21 protein-coding genes and 1 pseudogene are annotated in these 20,839 nt (G+C 64.1%); 17 read left to right on the forward strand and 5 right to left on the reverse strand.

Annotation, left to right across the window (positions count from 1 at the left end; translation table 11 throughout):
* Window positions 1–153: 153 nt before the first annotated feature.
* The 9 genes from pdhA (at window position 154) to OC450_RS23130 (ending at window position 8,823) form a co-directional block, all read left to right on the forward strand.
* Window positions 154–1,176: a pyruvate dehydrogenase (acetyl-transferring) E1 component subunit alpha gene (gene pdhA, locus OC450_RS23090; RefSeq protein ID WP_211387136.1), complete on the forward strand. Its 1,023-nt coding sequence runs from the start codon at window positions 154–156 to the stop codon at window positions 1,174–1,176.
* A 30-nt stretch (window positions 1,177–1,206) separates the two neighbouring features.
* Window positions 1,207–2,592, forward strand: a complete 1,386-nt coding sequence (locus OC450_RS23095) for a pyruvate dehydrogenase complex E1 component subunit beta (RefSeq protein WP_262048744.1) — start codon at window positions 1,207–1,209, stop codon at window positions 2,590–2,592.
* Window positions 2,593–2,596: 4 nt separating this feature from the next.
* A complete protein-coding gene (locus tag OC450_RS23100) occupies window positions 2,597–2,899 on the forward strand; it encodes a DUF5076 domain-containing protein (RefSeq protein WP_211387134.1) in 303 nt (100 codons plus the stop codon).
* A gap of 2 nt (window positions 2,900–2,901) precedes the next feature.
* Complete coding sequence (locus tag OC450_RS23105) at window positions 2,902–3,354, forward strand: nucleoside deaminase (RefSeq protein ID WP_256807250.1); 453 nt, start codon at window positions 2,902–2,904, stop codon at window positions 3,352–3,354.
* A 62-nt stretch (window positions 3,355–3,416) separates the two neighbouring features.
* Window positions 3,417–4,760: a pyruvate dehydrogenase complex dihydrolipoamide acetyltransferase gene (locus tag OC450_RS23110; RefSeq protein ID WP_211387132.1), complete on the forward strand. Its 1,344-nt coding sequence runs from the start codon at window positions 3,417–3,419 to the stop codon at window positions 4,758–4,760.
* 24 nt (window positions 4,761–4,784) lie between these two features.
* The gene (locus tag OC450_RS23115) at window positions 4,785–5,015 is read left to right on the forward strand and encodes a hypothetical protein (RefSeq protein WP_211387131.1); all 231 of its coding nucleotides are present in this window, start codon (window positions 4,785–4,787) and stop codon (window positions 5,013–5,015) included.
* Window positions 5,016–5,032: 17 nt separating this feature from the next.
* Entirely contained in the window at window positions 5,033–6,454 is a 1,422-nt protein-coding gene (gene lpdA, locus OC450_RS23120) for a dihydrolipoyl dehydrogenase (protein ID WP_262048745.1), read from the forward strand.
* Between the two features lie 70 nt (window positions 6,455–6,524).
* Window positions 6,525–7,766: a threonine synthase gene (locus tag OC450_RS23125; protein ID WP_262048746.1), complete on the forward strand. Its 1,242-nt coding sequence runs from the start codon at window positions 6,525–6,527 to the stop codon at window positions 7,764–7,766.
* Window positions 7,767–7,854: 88 nt separating this feature from the next.
* Window positions 7,855–8,823: a tripartite tricarboxylate transporter substrate binding protein BugD gene (locus OC450_RS23130; protein ID WP_256807253.1), complete on the forward strand. Its 969-nt coding sequence runs from the start codon at window positions 7,855–7,857 to the stop codon at window positions 8,821–8,823.
* 74 nt (window positions 8,824–8,897) lie between these two features.
* Here the strand turns inward: OC450_RS23130 and OC450_RS23135 are convergent, their stop codons facing one another.
* The 3 genes from OC450_RS23135 to OC450_RS23145 form a co-directional block, all read right to left on the reverse strand.
* Window positions 8,898–9,284: a response regulator transcription factor gene (locus OC450_RS23135; RefSeq protein WP_256807267.1), complete on the reverse strand. Its 387-nt coding sequence runs from the start codon at window positions 9,282–9,284 to the stop codon at window positions 8,898–8,900.
* An 87-nt stretch (window positions 9,285–9,371) separates the two neighbouring features.
* A complete protein-coding gene (locus OC450_RS23140; protein ID WP_211387127.1) occupies window positions 9,372–10,043 on the reverse strand; it encodes a response regulator transcription factor in 672 nt (223 codons plus the stop codon).
* Window positions 10,040–12,472: a PAS domain S-box protein gene (locus OC450_RS23145; protein ID WP_262048747.1), complete on the reverse strand. Its 2,433-nt coding sequence runs from the start codon at window positions 12,470–12,472 to the stop codon at window positions 10,040–10,042. Before OC450_RS23145 ends, OC450_RS23140 begins: the two co-directional genes overlap by 4 nt.
* A gap of 476 nt (window positions 12,473–12,948) precedes the next feature.
* On the opposite strand from OC450_RS23145, the gene OC450_RS23150 reads away from it, so the two are divergent.
* Both OC450_RS23150 and OC450_RS23155 read left to right on the forward strand, forming a co-directional pair.
* Window positions 12,949–13,542: a hypothetical protein gene (locus OC450_RS23150; RefSeq protein WP_249129675.1), complete on the forward strand. Its 594-nt coding sequence runs from the start codon at window positions 12,949–12,951 to the stop codon at window positions 13,540–13,542.
* 242 nt (window positions 13,543–13,784) lie between these two features.
* Complete coding sequence (locus OC450_RS23155; protein WP_249129673.1) at window positions 13,785–14,093, forward strand: hypothetical protein; 309 nt, start codon at window positions 13,785–13,787, stop codon at window positions 14,091–14,093.
* An 84-nt stretch (window positions 14,094–14,177) separates the two neighbouring features.
* Here the strand turns inward: OC450_RS23155 and OC450_RS23160 are convergent, their stop codons facing one another.
* Entirely contained in the window at window positions 14,178–16,361 is a 2,184-nt protein-coding gene (locus OC450_RS23160) for a transglycosylase SLT domain-containing protein (protein WP_262048748.1), read from the reverse strand.
* A 326-nt stretch (window positions 16,362–16,687) separates the two neighbouring features.
* Here OC450_RS23160 and OC450_RS23165 point away from each other — a divergent pair, with 326 nt between their 5' ends.
* From OC450_RS23165 to OC450_RS23190, 6 genes are all read left to right on the forward strand, one after another.
* Window positions 16,688–18,424 (forward strand): adenylate/guanylate cyclase domain-containing protein, encoded by a 1,737-nt coding sequence (locus OC450_RS23165; protein ID WP_211387124.1) that lies wholly within the window; start codon window positions 16,688–16,690, stop codon window positions 18,422–18,424.
* 105 nt (window positions 18,425–18,529) lie between these two features.
* Entirely contained in the window at window positions 18,530–18,706 is a 177-nt protein-coding gene (locus OC450_RS23170; RefSeq protein ID WP_211387123.1) for a hypothetical protein, read from the forward strand.
* Window positions 18,707–18,855: 149 nt separating this feature from the next.
* Window positions 18,856–19,068 carry a hypothetical protein gene (locus OC450_RS23175; RefSeq protein WP_211387122.1) on the forward strand — a complete coding sequence of 71 codons (213 nt, stop codon included), beginning with the start codon at window positions 18,856–18,858 and terminating at the stop codon, window positions 19,066–19,068.
* Window positions 19,069–19,166: 98 nt separating this feature from the next.
* Window positions 19,167–19,424: a hypothetical protein gene (locus OC450_RS23180; RefSeq protein WP_211387121.1), complete on the forward strand. Its 258-nt coding sequence runs from the start codon at window positions 19,167–19,169 to the stop codon at window positions 19,422–19,424.
* Between the two features lie 78 nt (window positions 19,425–19,502).
* Window positions 19,503–19,724, forward strand: a complete 222-nt coding sequence (locus OC450_RS23185) for a hypothetical protein (RefSeq protein WP_211387120.1) — start codon at window positions 19,503–19,505, stop codon at window positions 19,722–19,724.
* A gap of 80 nt (window positions 19,725–19,804) precedes the next feature.
* The gene (locus OC450_RS23190; protein ID WP_262048749.1) at window positions 19,805–20,386 is read left to right on the forward strand and encodes a hypothetical protein; all 582 of its coding nucleotides are present in this window, start codon (window positions 19,805–19,807) and stop codon (window positions 20,384–20,386) included.
* A gap of 262 nt (window positions 20,387–20,648) precedes the next feature.
* Here OC450_RS23190 and OC450_RS23195 read toward each other — a convergent pair.
* Window positions 20,649–20,839: pseudogene (locus OC450_RS23195) on the reverse strand (hypothetical protein); the annotation flags it as partial.

Genomic DNA, 20,839 nt, shown 5'->3' on the forward strand with positions numbered 1-20,839 from the left:
GATTTGTTGCCCGATCGGCGCCAAAGATTTTGCAATATTACGATCACGTTGCAGTGCGGCATAATGAAAGTCGTGCCATGCCGCCGCGGTGCTTTCCAACGGCGTTTGACTTGGGTTAGAGAGGGCTGAAGTTTTCTCTGACCCGGAATTCCCATGGCCGCACCCAAGAAAGCCGCCGCAAGCACTGCACAGGACAAGACCGACGGCGGCTCGCCCCCGGAATTCACCAGGGAGCAGGAGCTCAAGGCGCTCCGCGACATGCTCCTGATCCGGCGGTTCGAGGAAAAGGCCGGCCAGCTCTACGGCATGGGTGCGATCGGCGGCTTCTGCCATCTCTATATCGGCCAGGAGGCCGTGGTGGTCGGCATGCAGATGGCCCTGAAGCAGGGCGATCAGGTCATCACCGGCTATCGCGACCACGGCCACATGCTCGCCACCGGCATGGACGCCAACGGCGTCATGGCCGAGCTCACCGGGCGCCGTGGCGGCTATTCCAAGGGAAAGGGCGGCTCCATGCACATGTTCAGCAAGGAGAAGCACTTCTACGGCGGCCACGGCATCGTCGGCGCCCAGGTTTCGCTGGGCACCGGGCTTGCCTTCGCCAATCACTATCGCAGCAATGACAATGTCAGCGTCACCTATTTCGGCGACGGCGCGGCCAACCAGGGCCAGGTCTATGAGAGCTTCAACATGGCGGAGCTCTGGAAGCTGCCGGTGATCTACGTCATCGAGAACAACCGCTATGCCATGGGCACGTCGGTCTCGCGCGCTTCGGCGCAGCAGGATTTCTCCAAGCGCGGCGCGTCCTTCAACATCCCCGGCCTCCAGGTCGACGGCATGGATGTCCGCGCCGTGAAGGCTGCCGGCGACGAGGCTGCCGCCTGGTGCCGCGCCGGCAAGGGACCGATGATTCTGGAGATGCAGACCTACCGCTATCGCGGCCACTCGATGTCCGACCCTGCGAAATACCGCACGCGCGAGGAGGTCGAGAAGGTCCGCCACGACCAGGACCCGATCGAGCAGGTGCGCAACCGCCTGCTCGCGGCCAAGGTCAGCGAGGCCGATCTCAAGGCAATCGACGCCGAGGTACGCGACATCGTCAACGCGTCCGCCGACTTTGCCCAGCATGATCCCGAGCCGGATGCCGCCGAGCTCTGGACCGACGTTTACCGCTAAAACGCGCGCAAGCTTTCTTTTGGAGTCGATATGCCAATTCAAGTGCTGATGCCCGCGTTGTCGCCCACGATGGAAAAGGGCAACCTCGCCAAGTGGCTGAAAAAAGAGGGCGAGACGATCAAGTCCGGCGACGTCATCGCCGAGATCGAGACCGACAAGGCCACCATGGAGGTCGAGGCGACCGATGAGGGCACGCTCGGCAAGATCCTGATCCCCGAAGGCACCGCCGACGTCGCCGTGAACACTCCGATCGCGACCATCCTTGCCGATGGCGAGAGTGCCGCCGATCTCGCCAAGGCGCCCGCGCCACCCGCCGCCGCAAAGGCCGAGGCGCCCGCGCCCAAGGCGTCTGAGTCCAAGGCTTCTGAATCCAAGGCCGCTCCGGCGCCGCAGGCTGTCGCCGAGCCCGATCCCGAAGTGCCCGCCGGCACCGAGATGATCACCCAGACCATCCGCGAAGCTTTGCGCGATGCCATGGCCGAGGAAATGCGCCGTGACGCCGACGTGTTCGTGATGGGCGAAGAGGTCGCCGAATATCAGGGCGCCTACAAGGTCACGCAGGGCCTCCTGCAGGAATTCGGCGCCAAGCGCGTGATCGACACCCCGATCACCGAGCATGGTTTTGCCGGCGTCGGCGTCGGCGCCGCCATGACCGGCTTGAAGCCGATCGTCGAATTCATGACCTTCAACTTCGCCATGCAGGCAATCGACCATATCATCAACTCCGCCGCCAAGACGCTCTACATGTCCGGCGGCCAGATGGGCTGCTCGATCGTGTTCCGCGGACCCAACGGTGCCGCTGCGCGCGTCGCCGCCCAGCACAGCCAGGATTACTCGGCCTGGTACTCCAGCGTCCCGGGTCTCAAGGTCGTCGCACCGTTCTCGGCCGCCGATTACAAGGGCCTGCTCAAGGCCGCGATCCGCGATCCCAATCCCGTGATCTTCCTCGAGAACGAGGTGCTGTACGGCCACACCGGCGAGGTGCCGAAGCTCGACGATTTCGTGATCCCGATCGGCAAGGCGCGCATCGTGCGCGCGGGCTCCCATGTCACGCTGATCTCCTGGTCGAACGGCATGACCTACGCGCTCAAGGCCGCCGACGAGCTCGCCAAGGACGGCATCGAGGCGGAGGTGATCGATCTGCGCACGCTGCGGCCGATGGACACCGAGACCATCATCAACTCGGTGAAGAAGACCGGCCGCGCCGTCACGGTGGAGGAGGGCTGGGCCCAGAGCGGCGTCGGCGCCGAGATCGCCGCGCGGATCATGGAGAACGCGTTCGACTATCTGGATGCGCCTGTGACCCGCGTGTCCGGCAAGGACGTGCCGATGCCCTATGCAGCGAACCTGGAGAAGCTCGCGCTGCCCTCGGTGGCCGAAGTGGTCGAGGCCGCCAAAGCCGTCTGCTACAGGTAGACCCATGGCGGGCCCGAAGGAGCAGCCGTTGCCACCCGACGTCCTCGCCCGTGATGATGCGGTCGAGATCCTGCGCGTATTCGTGCTGGACGGCGGGTTGTCGATGGCGTTCCAGCGGGCCTTTGAAGAGCCCGACATGTGGGGCCTGCTGCTGGTCGATCTCGCCCGCCACGCCGCGCGCGCCTATGCGCGCGAGAGCGAATTTACCGAGGACGACGCCTTGAACCGGATCCTCGAGATGTTCCAGGCCGAGATCGAGCGTCCCACAGATACCGGCACCACGACGCCGCGCGGCAGGGGACACTGACTATGGCGATCGAATCCTACCACTTCGATTTCATGCTGGAGGCGATCCGCGAGGCGGAGGCCTCGATCGCGCAGGGCGGCCTGCCGATCGGTGCCGTCCTGACGCGCGACAACAAGATCATCGCCCGCGGTCACAACAACCGCGTGCAGGAGAACAACGTGATCCTCCACGGCGAGATGAGCTGCCTGCGCGAGGCTGGCGTGATCTCGTTCCACGACACCGTCATGTATACCACGCTGTCGCCATGCTCGATGTGTGCCGGCGCGCTCGGTTTGTTCAAGGTCCAGCTCGTGGTGATCGGGGAATCCGTCACCTTCGAGGGATCGAAGGACATCCTCGACAAGTTCGGCATCCCCTGGATCGATCTTGCGGACGACCGCTCCATCACGATGATGAAGAACTGGCGTTCCAATCCTGCCAATGAGCGCCTGTGGCAGGGCGACATCGGCAACTAAACCTGGTCTGTTCGTCCTCGCTTCCGGGGACGACATTTTGAGAAGTTCTTCGTGAGGTCAGCATGCCCATCAACATCCTGATGCCCGCTCTTTCGCCGACGATGGAGAAGGGCAACCTCGCCAAGTGGCTGAAGAAGGAAGGCGACAAGGTCAAATCCGGCGACGTCATCGCCGAGATCGAGACCGACAAGGCGACCATGGAGGTCGAGGCCATCGACGAGGGCACGATCGCCAAGATCCTCGTGCCCGAGGGCACGCAGGACGTTCCCGTCAACGACGTGATCGCCGTGCTCGCCGGCGAGGGCGAGGACGTGAAGGCGGCGGGTGCCGCCAAGCCCAGCGCTTCGGCCGCGCCGCCGAAAGCTGCTGAATCACCGGCTCCAGCGGCAGCGCCAGCCGCGCCCAAGGCGGCGCCGCAGCCAGCCGCGGCACCCGCGCCGCAGGCTGCCGCACCGGCTGCTCAGGGCAACGGCCAGGGCGGCCGCGTGTTCTCCTCACCGCTGGCGCGGCGTCTTGCCAGGGAATCCGGCATCGATGTCGCGATGGTGACCGGCACCGGCCCGCACGGCCGCGTGGTTGCGCGCGACGTCGAGGAGGCCAAGTCCGGCAAGGGCCTCAAGGCGCCTGCCGCGGCGCCGTCCGGTGCCTCCTCGATCGCGCCGACCATGTCGGACAAGCAGATCCTGTCGCTGTTCGAGCCGGGCTCCTACGAGGTCGTCCCGCATGACGGCATGCGCCGCACCATCGCGCAGCGCCTGACCGCGTCGATCCAGAACGTGCCGCACTTCTATCTCACCATCGACTGCGACATCGGCAAGCTGCTCGCCGCGCGCGAGGAGATCAACGCCGCCGCGCCGAAGGACAAGGAAAAGAAGCCACTCTACAAGATCTCGGTAAATGACTTCGTCATCAAGGCGATGGCGGTCGCGCTGCAGAAGATCCCGAACTGCAACGTGAGCTGGACCGAAAGCGGCATGGTCAAGCACCACCATTCCGACGTCGGCGTCGCCGTCGCGATGCCCGGCGGCCTGATCACGCCGATCATCCGCAAGGCCGAGACCAAGACGCTGTCGACCATCTCCAACGAGATGAAGGATTTTGCCGCGCGTGCACGGAGCCGCAAGCTCAAGCCGGAAGAATACCAGGGCGGCACCACCGCCGTCTCCAACCTCGGCATGTTCGGTATCAGCCACTTCACCGCCGTGATCAACCCGCCGCATGCGACCATCCTCGCGGTCGGCACCAGCGAGGAGCGGCCCGTCGTGCGCGGCGGCAAGATCGAGATCGCGAACATGATGAGCGTGACCTTGTCCTGCGATCATCGCGCCATCGACGGCGCGCTCGGCGCCGAACTGATCGGCGCGTTCAAGCAGCTGATCGAAAACCCCGTCATGATGATGGTCTGACGCCGCGCGAGGGGACCGGGTTGAATGCGAACACGCTGGCCCTGGATCGCGATGCTGCTGTCGATCATCATCCTCGTCAGCCCGATCGGCACCGAGGTGCTGCACGACGCGTTCTTCAGCGGCGAGCAGCTTTCGCGCAATATCGCCCAGCCGGTCGCGTTCATCGGCTTTGCGGTTCTGATCTCGATCTGCCTCATCGAATGGCTGATCAGGTCGATCGTTTCGAAACGCCGCGCTCGCGGCGCAACCGGTTGAGTTGAATGGGAGCCGCCATGGCCGACACATCCTTCGACGTCATCATCATCGGCTCCGGTCCCGGCGGCTATGTCACCGCGATCCGCGCCGCCCAGCTCGGTTTCAAGGTCGCGATCGTCGAGAAATCGTATCTCGGCGGCATCTGCCTGAACTGGGGCTGCATCCCGACCAAGGCGCTTCTACGCTCCGCCGAAATCTACCACTACATGCAGCACGCCAAGGATTACGGCCTTTCGGCCGAGAAGGTCTCGTTCGACCCGAAGGCGGTGGTGCAGCGCTCGCGCGGCGTCTCGAAGCGGCTCAACGACGGCGTCGGCTTCCTGATGAAGAAGAACAAGGTGAGCGTGATCTGGGGCGCGGCCTCGATCGACGCGCCCGGCAAGGTCACGGTGAAGAAGTCCGACGTCGAGGGACCCAAGGGAGCGCTGGGCGAGGGGGCCTACCAGGCCAAGCACATCATCGTCGCGACCGGTGCGCGGCCGCGCGTGCTGCCGGGGCTCGAGCCTGACAAGAAGCTGATCTGGACCTATTTCGAGGCGATGGTGCCGGAGAAGATGCCGAAGTCGCTCCTTGTCGTCGGCTCCGGCGCGATCGGCATCGAGTTCGCGTCGTTCTTCCACACCATGGGCTCCGATGTCACCGTGGTCGAGGTGCTGCCGCAGATCCTGCCGGTCGAGGACGCGGAGATCGCCGGCTTGGCCCGCAAGCGCCTTGAGAAGCAGGGCATCAAGATCATGTCCTCGACCAAGGTCACAAAGCTGGAGAAGAAGGCCGACAGCGTCGTCGCCACGATCGACGACGGCAAGGGCAAGCCTGTGACCACCGAGTTCGAGCGCGTAATCTCGGCGGTCGGCGTCGTCGGCAACATCGAGAATCTCGGTCTGGAAAAACTCGGCGTCAAAACCGACCGCGGCTGCATCGTGATCGACGGTTACGGCAAGACCAACGTCCCCGGCATCTACGCCATCGGCGACGTCGCCGGCCCCCCCATGCTCGCGCACAAGGCCGAGCATGAAGGCGTGATCTGCGTCGAGGCCATCAAGGGCCTGCACCCGCATCCCATGGACAAGCTGATGATCCCGGGCTGTACCTACTGCCAGCCGCAGGTTGCTTCGGTCGGCCTCACCGAGGCCAAGGCCAAGGAGAACGGCCGCGAGATTCGCGTTGGCCGCTTTCCCTTCGTCGGCAACGGCAAGGCGATTGCGCTTGGCGAGGACCAGGGCCTGGTCAAGGTCATCTTCGACAAGAAGACCGGCCAGCTGCTCGGCGCCCACATGGTCGGCGCTGAAGTCACCGAGCTGATCCAGGGCTACGTCGTCGCCATGAATCTGGAGACCACGGAGGAAGAGCTGATGCACACAGTCTTCCCGCATCCGACGTTGTCGGAGATGATGAAGGAAGCCGTGCTCGATGCGTATGGACGGGTGCTGAATATTTGACGACCTCCGTCGTTACGCTCGCAATGACGGGCAGCAAGACCTGTTTGCAGAATAAGAAGGAAACCACCCCATGCACGACAACGACAACCTGACCATCGAGCGCCCGACCTTCGTCACCCATCTCGAATGCGCGATGGAGGGCGATCACTACGCTGCCGACCAGGTCCACAATCTCTCCAAGGCCGGCAAGCCGCTCCTCGTGCGCTACGACCTCGCGGGTGTGAAGAAGGCGCTGACCAAGGACGCACTCGCCCAGCGCCCCGCCGACATGTGGCGTTACCGCGAGCTGCTGCCGGTGCGCAAATGCAAGGACATCGTCTCGCTTGGCGAGGTCACGACGCCGCTGATCCGGCTGCCGAAGCTCGGGAAGAAGCTCGGCGGCGGCGAGATCATCGTCAAGGACGAGGGACGGCTGCCGACCGGCTCGTTCAAGGCGCGCGGCCTCGTGATGGCGGTATCAATGGGCAAGGCGCTCGGCATCAAGCACATGGCGATGCCGACCAACGGCAATGCCGGCGCGGCGCTCGCGGCCTACGCGACGTCCTGCGGCATCAAGACCACGATCTTCTGCCCGGCAGATACGCCCGAGGTGAATGTCAGCGAGATCGAGCTGCAGGGCGCGACCGTCTACCGCGTCAACGGCTACATCGACGATTGCGGCAAGATCGTCGGCGAGGGCAAGGCCAAGGTCGGCTGGTTCGACACCTCGACGCTGAAGGAGCCGTACCGCATCGAGGGCAAGAAGACGATGGGCCTCGAGCTCGCCGAGCAGCTCGGCTGGGACGTGCCGGACGTGATCTTCTATCCGACCGGCGGCGGCACCGGTCTGATCGGCATGTGGAAGGCCTTTGATGAGCTCGAGAAGATCGGCTTCATCGGCTCGAAGCGCCCACGGATGGTCGCGGTGCAGGCCTCGGGCTGCGCGCCGATGGTGCGGGCCTATGACGCCGGCACCGAGCATGCCACGCGCTGGGAGGATGCCCACACCATCGCATCGGGCATCCGTGTGCCGCAGGCGATCGGCGACTTTCTCATTCTGCGCGCCGTGCGGCAGAGCAAGGGCTTTGCCATCGCGGTCGACGACGACAAGATCTCGGCGGCCCTGAACGAAGTCGCGCGCGAGGAGGGGCTGCTGCTGTGCCCCGAAGGCGCCGCCACCTACGCCGCCTATAAGGACAGCCTTGCCGACGGCCGCGTCAGCAAGACCGATCGCGTGATGCTGTTCAACTGCGCCACCGGACTTAAATACCCGCTGCCGACGGTCGCCCGCGCGCTCGATCGCCACAAGCCGATCGATTATTCGCAGTTCTAACGCGTCATTTCGTCTCTTCACGAACGATCCCTCTTCCCGTACGCGGGGAGAGACAAAAAATAACAATGACTTCACCGGGGAGAAGACAATGAAGGCCGCCTGGGCTGCGCTGATTGCTGTTCTCGCTCTGACGGGCGCCGCGCGCGCCGACGACTATCCCTCGCATCCCATCACCATCATCGTGCCCTTCGCCGCCGGCGGTCCGTCGGATGCGATGGCGCGTGTGCTCGCCGAACGGATGCGGACGACCCTCGGCCAGCCGCTGGTGGTCGAGAACGTCACCGGCGCCGGTGGCTCGATCGGCGTCGGCCGCGCCGTGCAATCACCGCCGGACGGCTACACGATCTCGTTCGGCCATCTCGGCACCCATGTGGCCAATGGCGCCGTCTACAAGCTCAAATACGACCTCGTTGCCGATCTCGAGCCGGTGGTGTTGCTGCCGAGCAATCCGATGATCATCGTCAGCAAGAACGCGGTGCCTGCGACCTCGCTGAAGGAGCTGATCGACTGGCTGAAGTCGCGGCCGTCGGCGCCGACCGCCGGCACCGCCGGCGCGGGCTCCGGCAGCCACATCGCCGGCGTCTATTTCGAGAACGTCTCGGGCATCAAGCTGCAATACGTGCCGTATCGCGGCACAGCGCCCGCCCTGAACGATCTCATTGCCGGCCAGATCGACATCATCGTCGACCAGACCTCCAACTCCATCAACCAGGTGCGCGCCGGCACCATCCGCGCCTACGCGATCACCGACGACAAGCGCCTGGCCTCGGCGCCCGACATCCCGACCGCAGCGGAGGCTGGGCTGAAGGGCTTCAACATGACGCTGTGGTCCGGGATGTGGGTACCGAAGGGCACGCCCAAGGAAATTGTGACCAAGCTCAATGCGGCAGTCGTGGACGCGCTGAACGATCCCGCGGTGAAGAAGCAGCTCGAGAGCCAGGGTCTGGAGATGACGCCGCAGGACCAGCTCACCCCGGAAGCGCTCGGGGCGCGGCAAAAGGCCGAGATCGCGAAATGGTGGCCGATCATCAAGGCGGCGAACATCAAGGTGGAGTGAGGCGCCTTGCCCTTTCGTTTGCGGCCAAACGACGAGTTGCCTCGCCATGAGGCGGCTCGGTTCGGCTCGGCGCATCACGTCTTGGCTTTGCCGAGCCCCGACAGGGCCGTCTCCAGACATTGAAGGAGAGCCGGCGTGGAGAACGGCTTCGCGAGAAAGCAGATGGCGCCAGCCTTCAGCGCGCGCTCGCGCACGGCATCGTCGGGAAAGGCCGTCATGAAGATGAAGGGCGTGCGGTGACCGAGGCCGCGCATCTGCATCAACAGTTCAACACCGCTCATGGCCGACATCTGCACGTCCGCGATCACGCAGGATGTCATGTTCAGTTCGGCTGATTGGAGAAATTCCTGAGCGGAGCCAAAGATGTAGACCGTGTATCCCCGCGACGTCAGAAGATTGTTCGTCGCGAGCCGGACGGAGGGATCATCGTCGATGACGGAAATGACCGAAGGGACTGACAAGATGATCGCTCCTGATCGCGGAGCCGCCGGTCGCGGCGCAACCACCCATCGGAAAGTGGGCTCCCGGAGCGGGATTGAAAAGCATACTTAGGTTTGTGCATTTCCCCCTGTACGCCGGATTCCGAGCGTCTCGGTCATTCTGACGAGATCGGCCAATGACTTCGCGCCCATTTTCCGCATGATCTGCCCGCGATAGATCTTGACGGTGATCTCAGCCAATCCAAGCTCGGCGGCGACCTGCTTGTTCATCAGGCCGGACGCGACCAGGGCCAGGATGTCGCGCTGACGGCTTGTCAGGCCTTCGAAGCGGGACCGTACGCCCGAGAGCGACTTCTCGGCATCGCGCCGCTTGCGATCCCGTTCGATCGCAGCCTGGACCGCATCGAGCATGTCCTGGTCGCGCACCGGCTTGGTCAGAAAATCGATGGCGCCGCTCTTCATGGCCCTGACGGTCATGGGAATATCGCCATGACCTGTGATGAAGATAATGGGCGTGTGAATGTTGGCCCTGGCAAGGTCCGCCTGGAGGTCGAAGCCGCTTGAGCCCGGCAGGCGAATGTCAAGCACAAGGCAACTGGGGACCACCGGCGGTCTGGCTTCCATGATCTCCGCTGCCGAGCCGAAGGCCTCGACCTTGAGGCCGACGGATTGAAAGAGATTGGTGAGCGCACGGCGCATGGACGGATCGTCATCGACGATCATGACGATCGGATCATCGGCGCTCGCCTGTGCCGGCGCCGGCTTGGCGTGGTCGGTCACGACGTGTCCCCATGCGGCAAGGGTAGCGCGATCTGGAATGTCGTACCGCTCCCCTCGTTGGGAAAGGCCGACAGCCGCCCTGCGTGTGCCTCGATGATCGACCGGCAGATCGATAGTCCCATCCCCAGGCCGCCCGACTTTGTCGTGAAAAAGGGGGTGAAGATGCATTCCATCCCGTCCCTGCCAAGGCCCACACCGCGATCAGTCACGGTGATGAGCAGGCGGCCGTCGCCGTCCTCGCCGACCTGGCTGGAGCGGATCGACAGCTCGCGCGGTCGGCCAACATTGGCTTCCATGGCTTCGATGCCGTTCATGACAAGATTGATCAGCACCTGCTGGAGCTGGATCCGATCGCCGCAAATCCTGGGCAGACCTGACGTCAATTCCATTCGCACCGACACGGCATGGGTGGCAAGCTCGCGCCGAACGAGGGCCAGCGCCTCCCTGACGACCTGGTTGATGTCGAGTGGAACGACCTCGATCTCGGTCTTCTTCGCAAGCGCCCTGATCCTGCGGATCACCTCGCTGGCACGATTGGCGTCCTCGACAATCCATTCCACCGAGCGGCGCGCGGCATGCAGATCGGCCGGTTCGCGGTCGAGCCAGCCGATGCAGGCGTCCGCATTTGAGATCACGGCAGCCAGAGGCTGGGTGATTTCGTGGGCTATCGAAGCGGTAAGTTCGCCGAGCATCGTGACGCGTGTGACATGGGCGAGCTCGGCTTGCGCCTTGCGCAGCGCTTCCTCGGCCTGCTCGGCGCGGGTCGCCGCCGTCACATCGCTGCTGACGCCACGATAGCCGCGAAAATGACCGTTCGCGTCGTGGAAGGGCTTGCCGCTGGTGCGCACGTAAATTGGAGATCCGTTGCGATCCCTGCTGCGATAAACCAGGTCGCGAAACGGAAGGTGGGCATCAAGCGCCGCGCGATGCTGCTCCCACTTCTCGGGCTCGAGTTCGGCATCGGGCGTAATGTCCCAACGGGTCAGGCCGATCAGGCCCGTCGGCGCAGCAACGGCCGTATCGGCGTGCTCCGATATTTGGGTGATACGGTGATCTGGCCCGGTCTCCCAAAACCAGTCCGATGCGGTTTCGGCATAGTCGCGGAACCGCTGCTCGGATTCCTTGAGCTCGTCAAATGCCTTTTGCAGCGCTTCCTTTGCGACGAACTGCTCGGTGACGTCGACGTGCGTGCCGATAATTTCCATCACCTCGCCGTCGCTGCCCGTGACGGGATGTCCTTCCGTATGGACACGTCTTATCGAACCGTCCGGACGCACAATCCGAAAGTCAATTTCGAAGGGCTGGCTTTGCTGGACCGCCTGACGTTCCACCTCGACAATTCGCCGAAAGTCTTCGGGAAGGATCCGTTGCTGGAAAGCCTTGGCCGGTACATCGGTCTGGTCCGGATCAAATCCGAACAGGCGGTAGAGTTCAGCCGATCGGTAGGCGAACTCCTGACGATGAACGTTCCAGGCCCAGCTGCTCGTATGGCTGAGGCGTTGGGCTTCGGCCAGATAGGCCTCGCTGCGACGCAGCCTCCGTTCCGCTTCCTTTGCGATCGTGATGTCGGTGACCGCGCCGACAAACTCGATGCGCCCCGATGCATGTCTCACCGCGCGCGCCACGGAATGGAGATATTTGACCGAACCGTCCGGCATCAACAGGCGATACTCGTGGTCGAAATCCTCCGCTTCGCGCGAGGCCCGATCGAGGATCTTGCTGACCGTATCGCGATCTTCCGGATGCATGCGCTGGAATACGAAGTCCAGGGTCGGCTTCACCACCGGATCACATTGGAAGATGCGAAAGGTTTCCCTCGACCAGACGATCTCGCGGGTCGCGAGGTTCAAGCCGAAGCTGCCGGTGCGGCTCAATTCCTGCGCCTGGGCGAGATAGGTCTCGCTCTGCCGCAGCGCATCCTCCGCCTGCTTGCGCTGGGTGATGTTTTCGCAAGCAACCAGCACGATCGCCGTGCCGTCGCCGCGCAGCATGGCCTTGGCGTTTTCACGGACCCAAACGACCGAGCCGTCTTTCCGGATCTTGCGGATCTCCCAAGTATGCGACTGGTCCACGGTTTCCAGGCACAACGCGACACATCGGCGGACGAGCTCGCGATCTTCCTCGAAGAAGACGTTCAGCACGGATTGGCCGGTCAGCTCGGCTGCCGTATAGCCCAGCTGCGCGGCGCCGAATGTATTCACGTTAAGTACCGTTCCGGCCGGATCGATCATGAAGTACATGACCGGATTGTGCTCGAACACCTCGCGCCATTGCTTCACGGCGTCGCGCAGATCGCCGTCTTGCCGGCAGTCATCTCCGACCGCAGGCTTGTCCTTCGCTCCGTTGCCGAAAGATCGAAGCGCCGCAAGGCCGCCGAGCAGGTATTGTGCGGCCGAATTCCCAAATTTCGCGATCTGGCCAGGCATCATCGCAGGCGTCCCGGCTCGCTGGGGCCGAGGCAAGTAGAGCATTTTGCAACAACAGGAGCAATTGGTTCCGCAAGGAGGATCCTGGGCGCGAAGTTCGCGGGCTCCGTGCAGCTTGCGAGTCCTGCGCCGTCTCGTTGCGCTGGCGGTGCAGTTCCGGAAGACTACGGGACAAACCTACGTATAGCTCGCGCATGCCTAGTCATACCGTGCATTTACCTCAGTACAATTGAGCGATGCGTTGCATGCGGACTAGTCTCACGACCAATCGAGCGGAGTCGATTGCGAAGCACAAACGGCCGAATAGCTCGGTGTGCTGCACCCAGGGGCCCTGCGTCCGCCGCCGCCCTGACTTGCCGAGAGGCCGCATTCATTGACGACGTGGGGACCGCGCACCAGGGAAGCCGGACCCACAAGAGGCCAAGAGGAGAGGATCATGTGCGACAAGTCCGAACACTCCGGACGCCGTCCGGCCGAAAATGGCTGCGCTGTCTGTAGCGGGAAGTTTGGCCTCATCCGATATTATTCCTGCCGAACGCCGCTCTGCTCAAGGAAATGTCTCGATCGCTTCAGGGCGCGCCGCGAGCGCGACCACCGATGGCTGTTTCGATTTCAGGCGGCGTGAGGATCGGCCGCCGAATCCGCCCCGTTCGGCAGTTCTGAATCAGGAGGCTGAGTTGAACCGTGCCTGCAAGCTCCTGTTGGCGATCACGCTGCCGCTTCCGGTGATGACGGGAGTGGCGGCCGATGAGCTGGGACAGGGGGATGCACATCGTCATCATCCGCCCCAGGATCGGCTTCTGCACGAGAAATTCTATTCGAGCTGGCATATGCCCGACAATCCGGTGCTCAGCTGTTGCAACGACTCGGATTGCTACCCGACCGAAATACAGTACGTCGATGGCAGGATCTTCGCGCGGCGCCGGGAAGACGGGAAATACATCCTCATTCCGCCCCAGAAGGTCGAGCGAAACAGAGACAATCCCGACGGCCGCAACCATCTTTGCGCGCCGCCGCCGTCCGCTTCTCTGGTCGACACGGTCTACTGCTTCGCGCTGGGAGGTGCCACGTGAGATTCATACTGGTGAACGGCAGAACCCCTTTCCGCAAGACGTCCTGTCTATGGTGCTGCGAGGAGATCAGCGGCAGCTACTTGCGCGACGTCAGGACGCTGCTGCCCTACTGCGACCACGAGTGCTACGCGATTCATCATGAGGCGGTGTCGTCGATCGGGAGGCCCAGGCGAGCGGCGTCTTGAGCGGACAATTGGTCGAGACGATTGGTGCCGCGCCTGCCGGCAGGAGAGGACACGATCTTGAGATTCATGCTCGTCAATCATGGACGACCCAGCCACGGCGCCACCTGCAGCGCGTGCGCCCGGCCATTGGGCGCGAGTTACGTCCGGCATGTGTCCACGCAGCGGCGGTACTGCGACACTGATTGCTACCAGCAGAAGGCCATGGAAATGCTATGGCCTTACCGCAGTTCGTTCGAGGCGGTCACGATGTTGGCGGCCATTTCGAGCTGGAGCTGGATGATGCAGATGGGCGCGCTCTCGCACTCGCTGACCGATGCATATCTGCGCGCGCACAGCCTTCCGACAACGGAAGGAGGTGACGGCTAGCCGAACTATGCTGGCCGCGCAGGGAAGTCGGCCGCAGCCACTGCACCAAGCTTCGCGCCGCGGCCAGCCCCGGCGGTCGCGAGGCTAGGGCGCGGGGGCTGCGGTCGATGCCGTTGGTGCCGCGCTGACTTCTTGCGTCGTGACGCGCTGCTCGGATTTCGCCGTGGCAAGGCCGCTGCCCTCGAATCTTGCGCGGTAGACCAGCACGTTCTCGATCACGCGCTGGACGTAGTTGCGCGTCTCCGACAGTGGGATGCGCTCGACCCAGTCGACCGGGTCGACCTTGGGATCCCTGGGATCGCCGCGCGCCTGTACCCATTCGCGCACCCGGCCGCGGCCGGCATTGTAGCCGGCGAAGGTCATGATCTGGTTGCCGCGATATTCCGACAGCAGCGCGCTGAGCTCGGCCGCGCCCATCTGCGTGTTGTAGACGGGATCGGAGACCATCTTGTCCCAGTCGTAAGTCAGGCCGAAACGTTTGGCGGTGTCGCGGCCCGCTTCCGGTGTGACCTGCATCAGTCCGACCGCGTTGGCGGCCGACTTGTCGCGCTGGTCGAACGAGCTTTCGGTGCGCGCCACCGAATAGATCACGCTGGTCTCGATCGCGGGCGCCACCTGCTTGTGCTCGGGGATGCCGATCGTCGGGAAGGCGTAATGGTCGAGCGCCAGCCCGCGCGCCAGTGCCGATTTGCCGACCTCCAGCATGACGCGCGCATCATTGCGACGGCCGGCGAGCTCGCCGAGCGCCTCGAGGGCTGCGACGTCGGTGCTCTCCTTGGCGAAATCCTCGGCGTAGTAGAACACCGTGTCGCGCTCGCCGATCCCGTAGAGCATGTCGGCGGCGCGCACGCGATCGTCGGCGGGAGGCGAGTCGACTGCGGCCAGCACGGGTGAGGGCGGGCGCAGCTCGATGCGGTCGAGGCCGAGCCTCGCGCGGGCGAGCTGGCCGTAATAGGCCGTCGGATAGCGCGCCGCCGCCTGATAGCTCTGGCGCGCGTCGGTCGATGCGCCCATCGCTTCTGCCGCACGACCGCGCCAGTAATTGGCGCGCGAGAGTGCAAGCGGATTGGCCGAGCCCTCGTCGATCGCGGCGAAGTGCATCATCGCCGTCCTGGGATCGTCGAGATAGCGCAGTGCGATCCAGCCGCACATGAAGTGATAGTCGACCCGGTAGACCTCCATCGCCGGCACCGCCGCCGCGCGCACCACGTCGTAAGCGGTCTTGAACTTGCCCTGGTCGAGCAGCTTTCGCGCCAGCAGACGACGCTCGCGCCACCAGGCATCGGTGTCCTGTGCCGCCATGGTGTCGGGCGCGGCGGCCAAAATCACCTCGGCCGCGTCGTCGATACGGTCCTTCTGGAGATGCCATTGCGCACGGCACAGCACATAGCCGAGATCGCGGCGCGCCTCGGCAGAGACGTCCTCGAGATAGTCCTTGGCCTTGTCGGCCTTGCCGGTGACGGCGGCGCAGGCCTTGACGATCGCGAGCGCATCCTCGCCGAGCCGTTTTGCCGCGCGCCTTGCGCCGGCATAGTCCTTGGCGCCGAGCCGCTTGTCCATGCGGGCGCGATGATCGTCCGCGGTCAGCAGATCGCGGAAGGCCTCGTAGGAATCTACTTCGCTACGCTCCGAAAATTCGTCCGTGCGCCAGGCCTCGCGGACGAGACGCGCGGCCCTGTCGGCGTCGCCCTCGGCGAGCAGCACGCGGGCGAGCGCGAACTTGCCCTTGGCGCTGGTCGGGCGGTCCATGGTGAATTTGTGCACGGTGGCGGCGTCGGTCTTCTCCTGCCACAGCCGCGCCTCGGCGCGGCGGCGGAGCAGGGCGCTGCTCGGCCAGTCCGGATTGGCGGCGAGGAAGGCGGCGTAGCGCTTGAAGTTCGCCGTGCTCTCGGAGTGGCGCAGCATGAACCAGTCGGCGACCTTCTGCCCGGCGGGATCGGCAATGCGGTCGCGCGCGGCGGTCGCATCGTCGGTCTTGCCCCTGCGCGCGAGGTCGATGGCGTCCTTCAGCGCGGCGAGATCGCCGGTCAGCGGCGGCGGCGCCGGCTTGTCCGAGGGCTCGTCGTGGGTCTTCTTCGACTTGCGCCGGGCCTCGGCATGCTTGTTGTGCTTGCCGGCCGCAGCATGGCGCTGCTTGCCGGCCTTCGCCTCATGCGTCTTCTTCGACGCGGACGATTTGTGACTGTTCTTCGCCGCCAACTGGGTGGGAAGGAGGGCCATCGCGGCCACGGCAACGACACACGCGAGCGAGCGTAGGCACTGGTTCATTCCGTGGTCCCCCCTGCGAAACCAGTACAAACCAAAGTCCGCGACGACATGCCGCTGGAGAATCAAAACGTCGCCAAAAACGATGACACGACATCGTTTCGCATTCCTCACGCTCCCGCAACAATGCGGCAAAATGCGGATGGAACGCGGGAACCTGTGCAACGGGGGATAGAGCGGATCCGTTAAGCTTTGTTAACTGATAGGGCTCGCGCGACGGTTGCGGGCGGCTCTTGGCTCCACAGAGGGGCCGATTGTGCGTGTTCCCTGGGCCAAATACGGTGTATTGGGTTCCATCGCCGTCCACCCAGCCCTTTGCCCCAGCGCCCATGCCGATTTTCAACCAATCGATCCGGCGCAAAATCGTCGGGATCGCGCTCGGACTGATCGTCCTGATGGTCGTCACCGCGATCCTGTCGATGGTGATGTCGAGCCGCGTCGGCCAACTCCTCGATGAGCTGACCGCACGGTATATTCCGGCTTACGGCCATCTGGCGCGGTCCAATGTGCGTTCGCTGGAGCGGGCGCTGGCGATGCGGCGCATGGTGATCGCAAAAATGCAGACGCCGCCGGACGAGGCGGGCTTTGCCGCGCGGCTGAAGTTCTTCCGGGACACGGACTCCCAGGTCGAGCAGGAGGCCGAAGCCGCGCGAAAGCTGATCAACGCGATCATCGACGATGAGAGCACGCCGTCGGACAATGCCGCACTCGCCCGGATCGAGACGCGCATCGAGAATGCCGTCAATGAGCTCCGCAGCGAACTCGGCGAGGAGGACGCCAAGCTGCTCAGGCTGCTCGATGCCAGGGACTTTGCGGCCGCGCGCGATGTGCTTGTTCATGTGGACGCGCTGCGCGATCTCTTCACCCAGCGGATCGACGCGATCCGCGCCGACATGCTCTCCCAGGTGTTCGTGAGCACCTCGCGCGTGATCCGCCATCAGCGCCAGGCAATCATCGTTTCGGGCATCGTGACCGTCCTCGCAGCGGTCGTCGGATTTGCTTTCGCGCTCCTCGTCTCCAGCGGTATCACGCGGCCGGTGCGCCTCTTGCTCGCCGGCACCCGCGAAGTCGAGGCAGGCCGTTTCGACAAGACCATCAGCGTCTCGACCCAGGACGAGATCGGTGAGCTCGCTGCCGCCTTCAACCGCATGGTCGAGCAGTTGCGCCAGAACGAGCGCATCCGCGAGACCTTCGGCCGCTACATCGATCCCAAGGTGGTTCAGGGCCTGATCGACCGGCCGGAGGTCGCCATCGACGGCCAGCGCCGGGTCATGACCATCATGTTCTGCGACATGAGCGGCTTCACCTCCATGAGCGAGGGCATGACCCCGCGCGGCCTCGTCAAGGTGATGAACCACTATTTTACGGTGATGTCCGGTCCGATCCGGAGTCACCGCGGTGTCATCGACAAATATATCGGCGACGCCATCATGGCCTATTGGGGCCCACCCTTCATCGAGGAGGACGAGCCGGCCGTTCTGGCCGGGCTTGCCGCCATCGACATGGCCGACCAGGTGCCCGCGCTGCAGAAGCAATTGCCGGATCTGCTGGGCATCCGCGCCATGCCGGTGCCCTGCGACCTGCGGATCGGCATCGCCACCGGCGAAGTCCTGACCGGGAGCATCGGCTCCGAACTGATGATGAGCTACACCGTGATGGGTGACGCCGTGAACCTCGCCTCGCGGCTGGAAGCGGTCAACAAGACCTATGAGACCCGCATCCTGATCTCGCAGGCGACGGCGGATGCGATCGGATCGAGCTTCGAATTGCGCGAGGTCGATCGTCTTGCCGTTGCCGGCCAGAGCACGGCCCAATCGATCTTCGAGGTGATGGGCAGGGCAGGCGCGCTCACGGCCGCGCAAGACAGCCTCCGTGCGCATTATGCCGAAGGCCTTGCGGCCTATCGTGCCCGGCGCTTTGACGACGCCCGCATCGCCTTCAACGCGGCGCTCGAGGCCGTCCCCGGCGACGGTCCCTCGCGAACGCTGCTCGGCCGCATCGCGCAATTTGATGCAAGTCCGCCGGAGCAGGGATGGGACGGCGCCTGGCGGCTGGAGCAGAAATAGCAGGCTTCACGGGAAAAATTGCTTCTGCTCGATAACGATGTTCGCCGTGACCTATTTCCCGGGCTTAGGTTTGACGTCCTTGAGGCGTTAGACGGGGACACGCCGATGACCGAACTTGAGAACAGGCTGGAACGGTTCGAGACGCTCACCGCCGAATGCGAGCTGATCGCCAAGCTCGCTACCGACGGCACCAAGCGCGAGTTTTATCTGAAGCTTTCGGAGCAGTACCGCCAGCTCGCGGTGGACATGCGGCAGGCGATCGCGACCAAGGCTGCGGCCTGAGACCGCAATCCGTTCTTAATGATTGGCGCGCATCCTCAATGCGGATGCGGGATGAACGCTTGCGTTTCTCCGCTGCGTACATGCCGGCGCTCGTTGCGGTGCAGCGCGCCGCGTGAACATTGTTTTGTCGTGCCTCACAGGGCGATCCCATGCGCCTCCTTGCGATCATCATGTTCGGGCTCATGACGGCAGCCTGCAACCAGGAGCAGGACATCACCGGCTCGACTCCGGTCTGCGCGATGCGGAACCACAGCTCCTACAATCCCCGCGACATGAGCCAGTGCGTGGCCGCCTGCAAGGCGTGCGACCACGGCAACACGGTCACCTGTTCCACCTCCTGCACCCTCAAGGGCGCGCACTGAGCCTCGCACTGGCGCGGCCAGCCGACGGTGCCTTGGCACCGGAACGATTCACTTGGATTGATCATTGAGGTGGCAGGCAGGACGCGGAGTCCGTTGGAATGGGTATGCTCGATCCCGGCCGGTTTCTGGTGTCATGCTCGCAATGCGAAGCCTGGCCGATGGCGGCCAATGTGAAACGTTCAAGCTGGTCGGCGTCGCCGCATGAGGTCCGCTTCGTGTGCCCGCGTTGCCGCCGCGAAGAGACCGCGATCGTCTCCGCCTCCGGTGAACTGACGCCGATCCGGCGCCTCGACATCCTGCCGCGCGACGTCGCCAAGGCCTGGGCCCTGGCGCAGCGCCCGCGCGGGCGGACATAGGCCGCCGCGATCCGGATTTGGAACCCGCCCGTTCCCGAGGAGTTTTCGCCTCGACGTCAACGCATCGAGGCCGTGCGAATGATCAGCGAGCATTTCGACACCCGTACACGGATCAACATGAAGCTGGCGCTGGACCGGGTCTGCCGCCATCGGCCTGCCGGCGAGGATCACAGCTTCCGCCGGTCGGTCGCCGAAAACATCATCCGCTGCGCGCTCACGGGCAGGACCGGCATCGGCCAACTCGTCGATGCCGGCGAGCGGGCGACGATCAGGACGCACTCCGAGAGGGAGCCCGCGTGACGCTGTTGGCGGAATTCATCCGACACCTGTGGTAGGATGACAGCCAAGAGATTACTCAAGAGATTGCTCAGAGATCATTCATGGCACCTTTCATCCTGCCGCCGCACGCCGGCCGTTTCCGTCTTCACCCGGTCGCGCCGCGCCTTGCACCGATGTTCTGCTTCGCGCTGCTGACGGTGTCATGCGCGCTGGCGAGCCTCGCCCTTGCCTGTGCGACGCCGTTTGCGGCGTTTGCCGTCATCGCGGCTGCGCTACTGCCGTTGCGGCCGGCGCTGCTTGTCGTCACCGGCGCCTGGCTGATCAACCAGACCATCGGTTTCGGCGTGCTGCACTATCCCATCGACGCCAGCACGGTCGCGTGGGGCTTTGTCATCGGTGCCGCAGCGCTGCTTGCGACAACCGTGGCGTCGGCCGTCCTCCGCATGCTGCCGCAGGGACGTACGCCGCTGATGCTGGCGATCACGCTCGTTGCTGCCTATGCAGCATATGAGCTTGTGCTGCTCGCCGCGACGCCGGCCCTGGGCGGAGAGGGCGCCTTCACCGCCGCCATCGTGACGCGGATCGGACTAACCAGCGGCGTTTGGCTTGCCGGCCTCGTCGCCGTTTGCGAGATCGTTCGCCTGGTCGATCCGTTCGGGCGCAAGGGTGCGATGTCGGCTTGAGCGCCGGTGCGTTCGACTTTCGCGCAGCCGCGACGGAGCGAAGCGCAATAGGCCAACGAGACCTTGGATTGCCCGTCGGGCAAAACACCTGACTATTTTGAAGCGTGCTGCCGTCAACCCACCCGGGCCAAAATATTCCTATTTACCGAAATTCGGTTTTGGCGCATGTGTCGCCCACCCGGCTCATCCTTGAGGGGCGATCTTGTGGTCGTCATGTTCGCGAGCCGGGCTTGTGGTGGACGCGGCAGCGTCGGGCGCGAGGTCAAGGGCAGGGCGGATTGCTCTCCGTGAGCCCAAAAACTTCGTGCTGGACGAGCGGCGCTGTCAGGTTCGTCTCGTCTGTAAGTTTCCGGCTCGGTCGACAGATCTGGAAAAACTGCGGCGAAATGGCGGGCCGTGCGTACGGCAAAACCGTGTGGTCCTGGCCGTCGTTGCTACGGTCAAGCTCTTGCG

It is taken from the genome of Bradyrhizobium sp. Bra78, assembly GCF_024519855.1.
Taxonomy (GTDB): Bacteria; Pseudomonadota; Alphaproteobacteria; order Rhizobiales; family Xanthobacteraceae; genus Bradyrhizobium; species Bradyrhizobium japonicum_G.

What these genes read in the sequence shown, in the direction of transcription:
- OC450_RS23095 (WP_262048744.1), top strand. Translation starts at nt 1,207, where the DNA reads ATGCCAATTCAAGTGCTGATGCCCGCGTTGTCGCCCACGATGGAAAAG.
- lpdA (WP_262048745.1), top strand. Translation starts at nt 5,033, where the DNA reads ATGGCCGACACATCCTTCGACGTCATCATCATCGGCTCCGGTCCCGGC.
- OC450_RS23185 (WP_211387120.1), top strand. Translation starts at nt 19,503, where the DNA reads ATGATCAGCGAGCATTTCGACACCCGTACACGGATCAACATGAAGCTG.
- OC450_RS23180 (WP_211387121.1), top strand. Translation starts at nt 19,167, where the DNA reads ATGGGTATGCTCGATCCCGGCCGGTTTCTGGTGTCATGCTCGCAATGC.
- OC450_RS23100 (WP_211387134.1), top strand. Translation starts at nt 2,597, where the DNA reads ATGGCGGGCCCGAAGGAGCAGCCGTTGCCACCCGACGTCCTCGCCCGT.
- OC450_RS23165 (WP_211387124.1), top strand. Translation starts at nt 16,688, where the DNA reads ATGCCGATTTTCAACCAATCGATCCGGCGCAAAATCGTCGGGATCGCG.
- OC450_RS23125 (WP_262048746.1), top strand. Translation starts at nt 6,525, where the DNA reads ATGCACGACAACGACAACCTGACCATCGAGCGCCCGACCTTCGTCACC.
- OC450_RS23160 (WP_262048748.1), bottom strand. Translation starts at nt 16,361, where the DNA reads ATGAACCAGTGCCTACGCTCGCTCGCGTGTGTCGTTGCCGTGGCCGCG.
- OC450_RS23175 (WP_211387122.1), top strand. Translation starts at nt 18,856, where the DNA reads ATGCGCCTCCTTGCGATCATCATGTTCGGGCTCATGACGGCAGCCTGC.
- OC450_RS23105 (WP_256807250.1), top strand. Translation starts at nt 2,902, where the DNA reads ATGGCGATCGAATCCTACCACTTCGATTTCATGCTGGAGGCGATCCGC.
- pdhA (WP_211387136.1), top strand. Translation starts at nt 154, where the DNA reads ATGGCCGCACCCAAGAAAGCCGCCGCAAGCACTGCACAGGACAAGACC.
- OC450_RS23130 (WP_256807253.1), top strand. Translation starts at nt 7,855, where the DNA reads ATGAAGGCCGCCTGGGCTGCGCTGATTGCTGTTCTCGCTCTGACGGGC.
- OC450_RS23110 (WP_211387132.1), top strand. Translation starts at nt 3,417, where the DNA reads ATGCCCATCAACATCCTGATGCCCGCTCTTTCGCCGACGATGGAGAAG.
- OC450_RS23115 (WP_211387131.1), top strand. Translation starts at nt 4,785, where the DNA reads ATGCGAACACGCTGGCCCTGGATCGCGATGCTGCTGTCGATCATCATC.
- OC450_RS23190 (WP_262048749.1), top strand. Translation starts at nt 19,805, where the DNA reads ATGGCACCTTTCATCCTGCCGCCGCACGCCGGCCGTTTCCGTCTTCAC.
- OC450_RS23145 (WP_262048747.1), bottom strand. Translation starts at nt 12,472, where the DNA reads ATGATGCCTGGCCAGATCGCGAAATTTGGGAATTCGGCCGCACAATAC.
- OC450_RS23150 (WP_249129675.1), top strand. Translation starts at nt 12,949, where the DNA reads ATGGCTGCGCTGTCTGTAGCGGGAAGTTTGGCCTCATCCGATATTATT.
- OC450_RS23170 (WP_211387123.1), top strand. Translation starts at nt 18,530, where the DNA reads ATGACCGAACTTGAGAACAGGCTGGAACGGTTCGAGACGCTCACCGCC.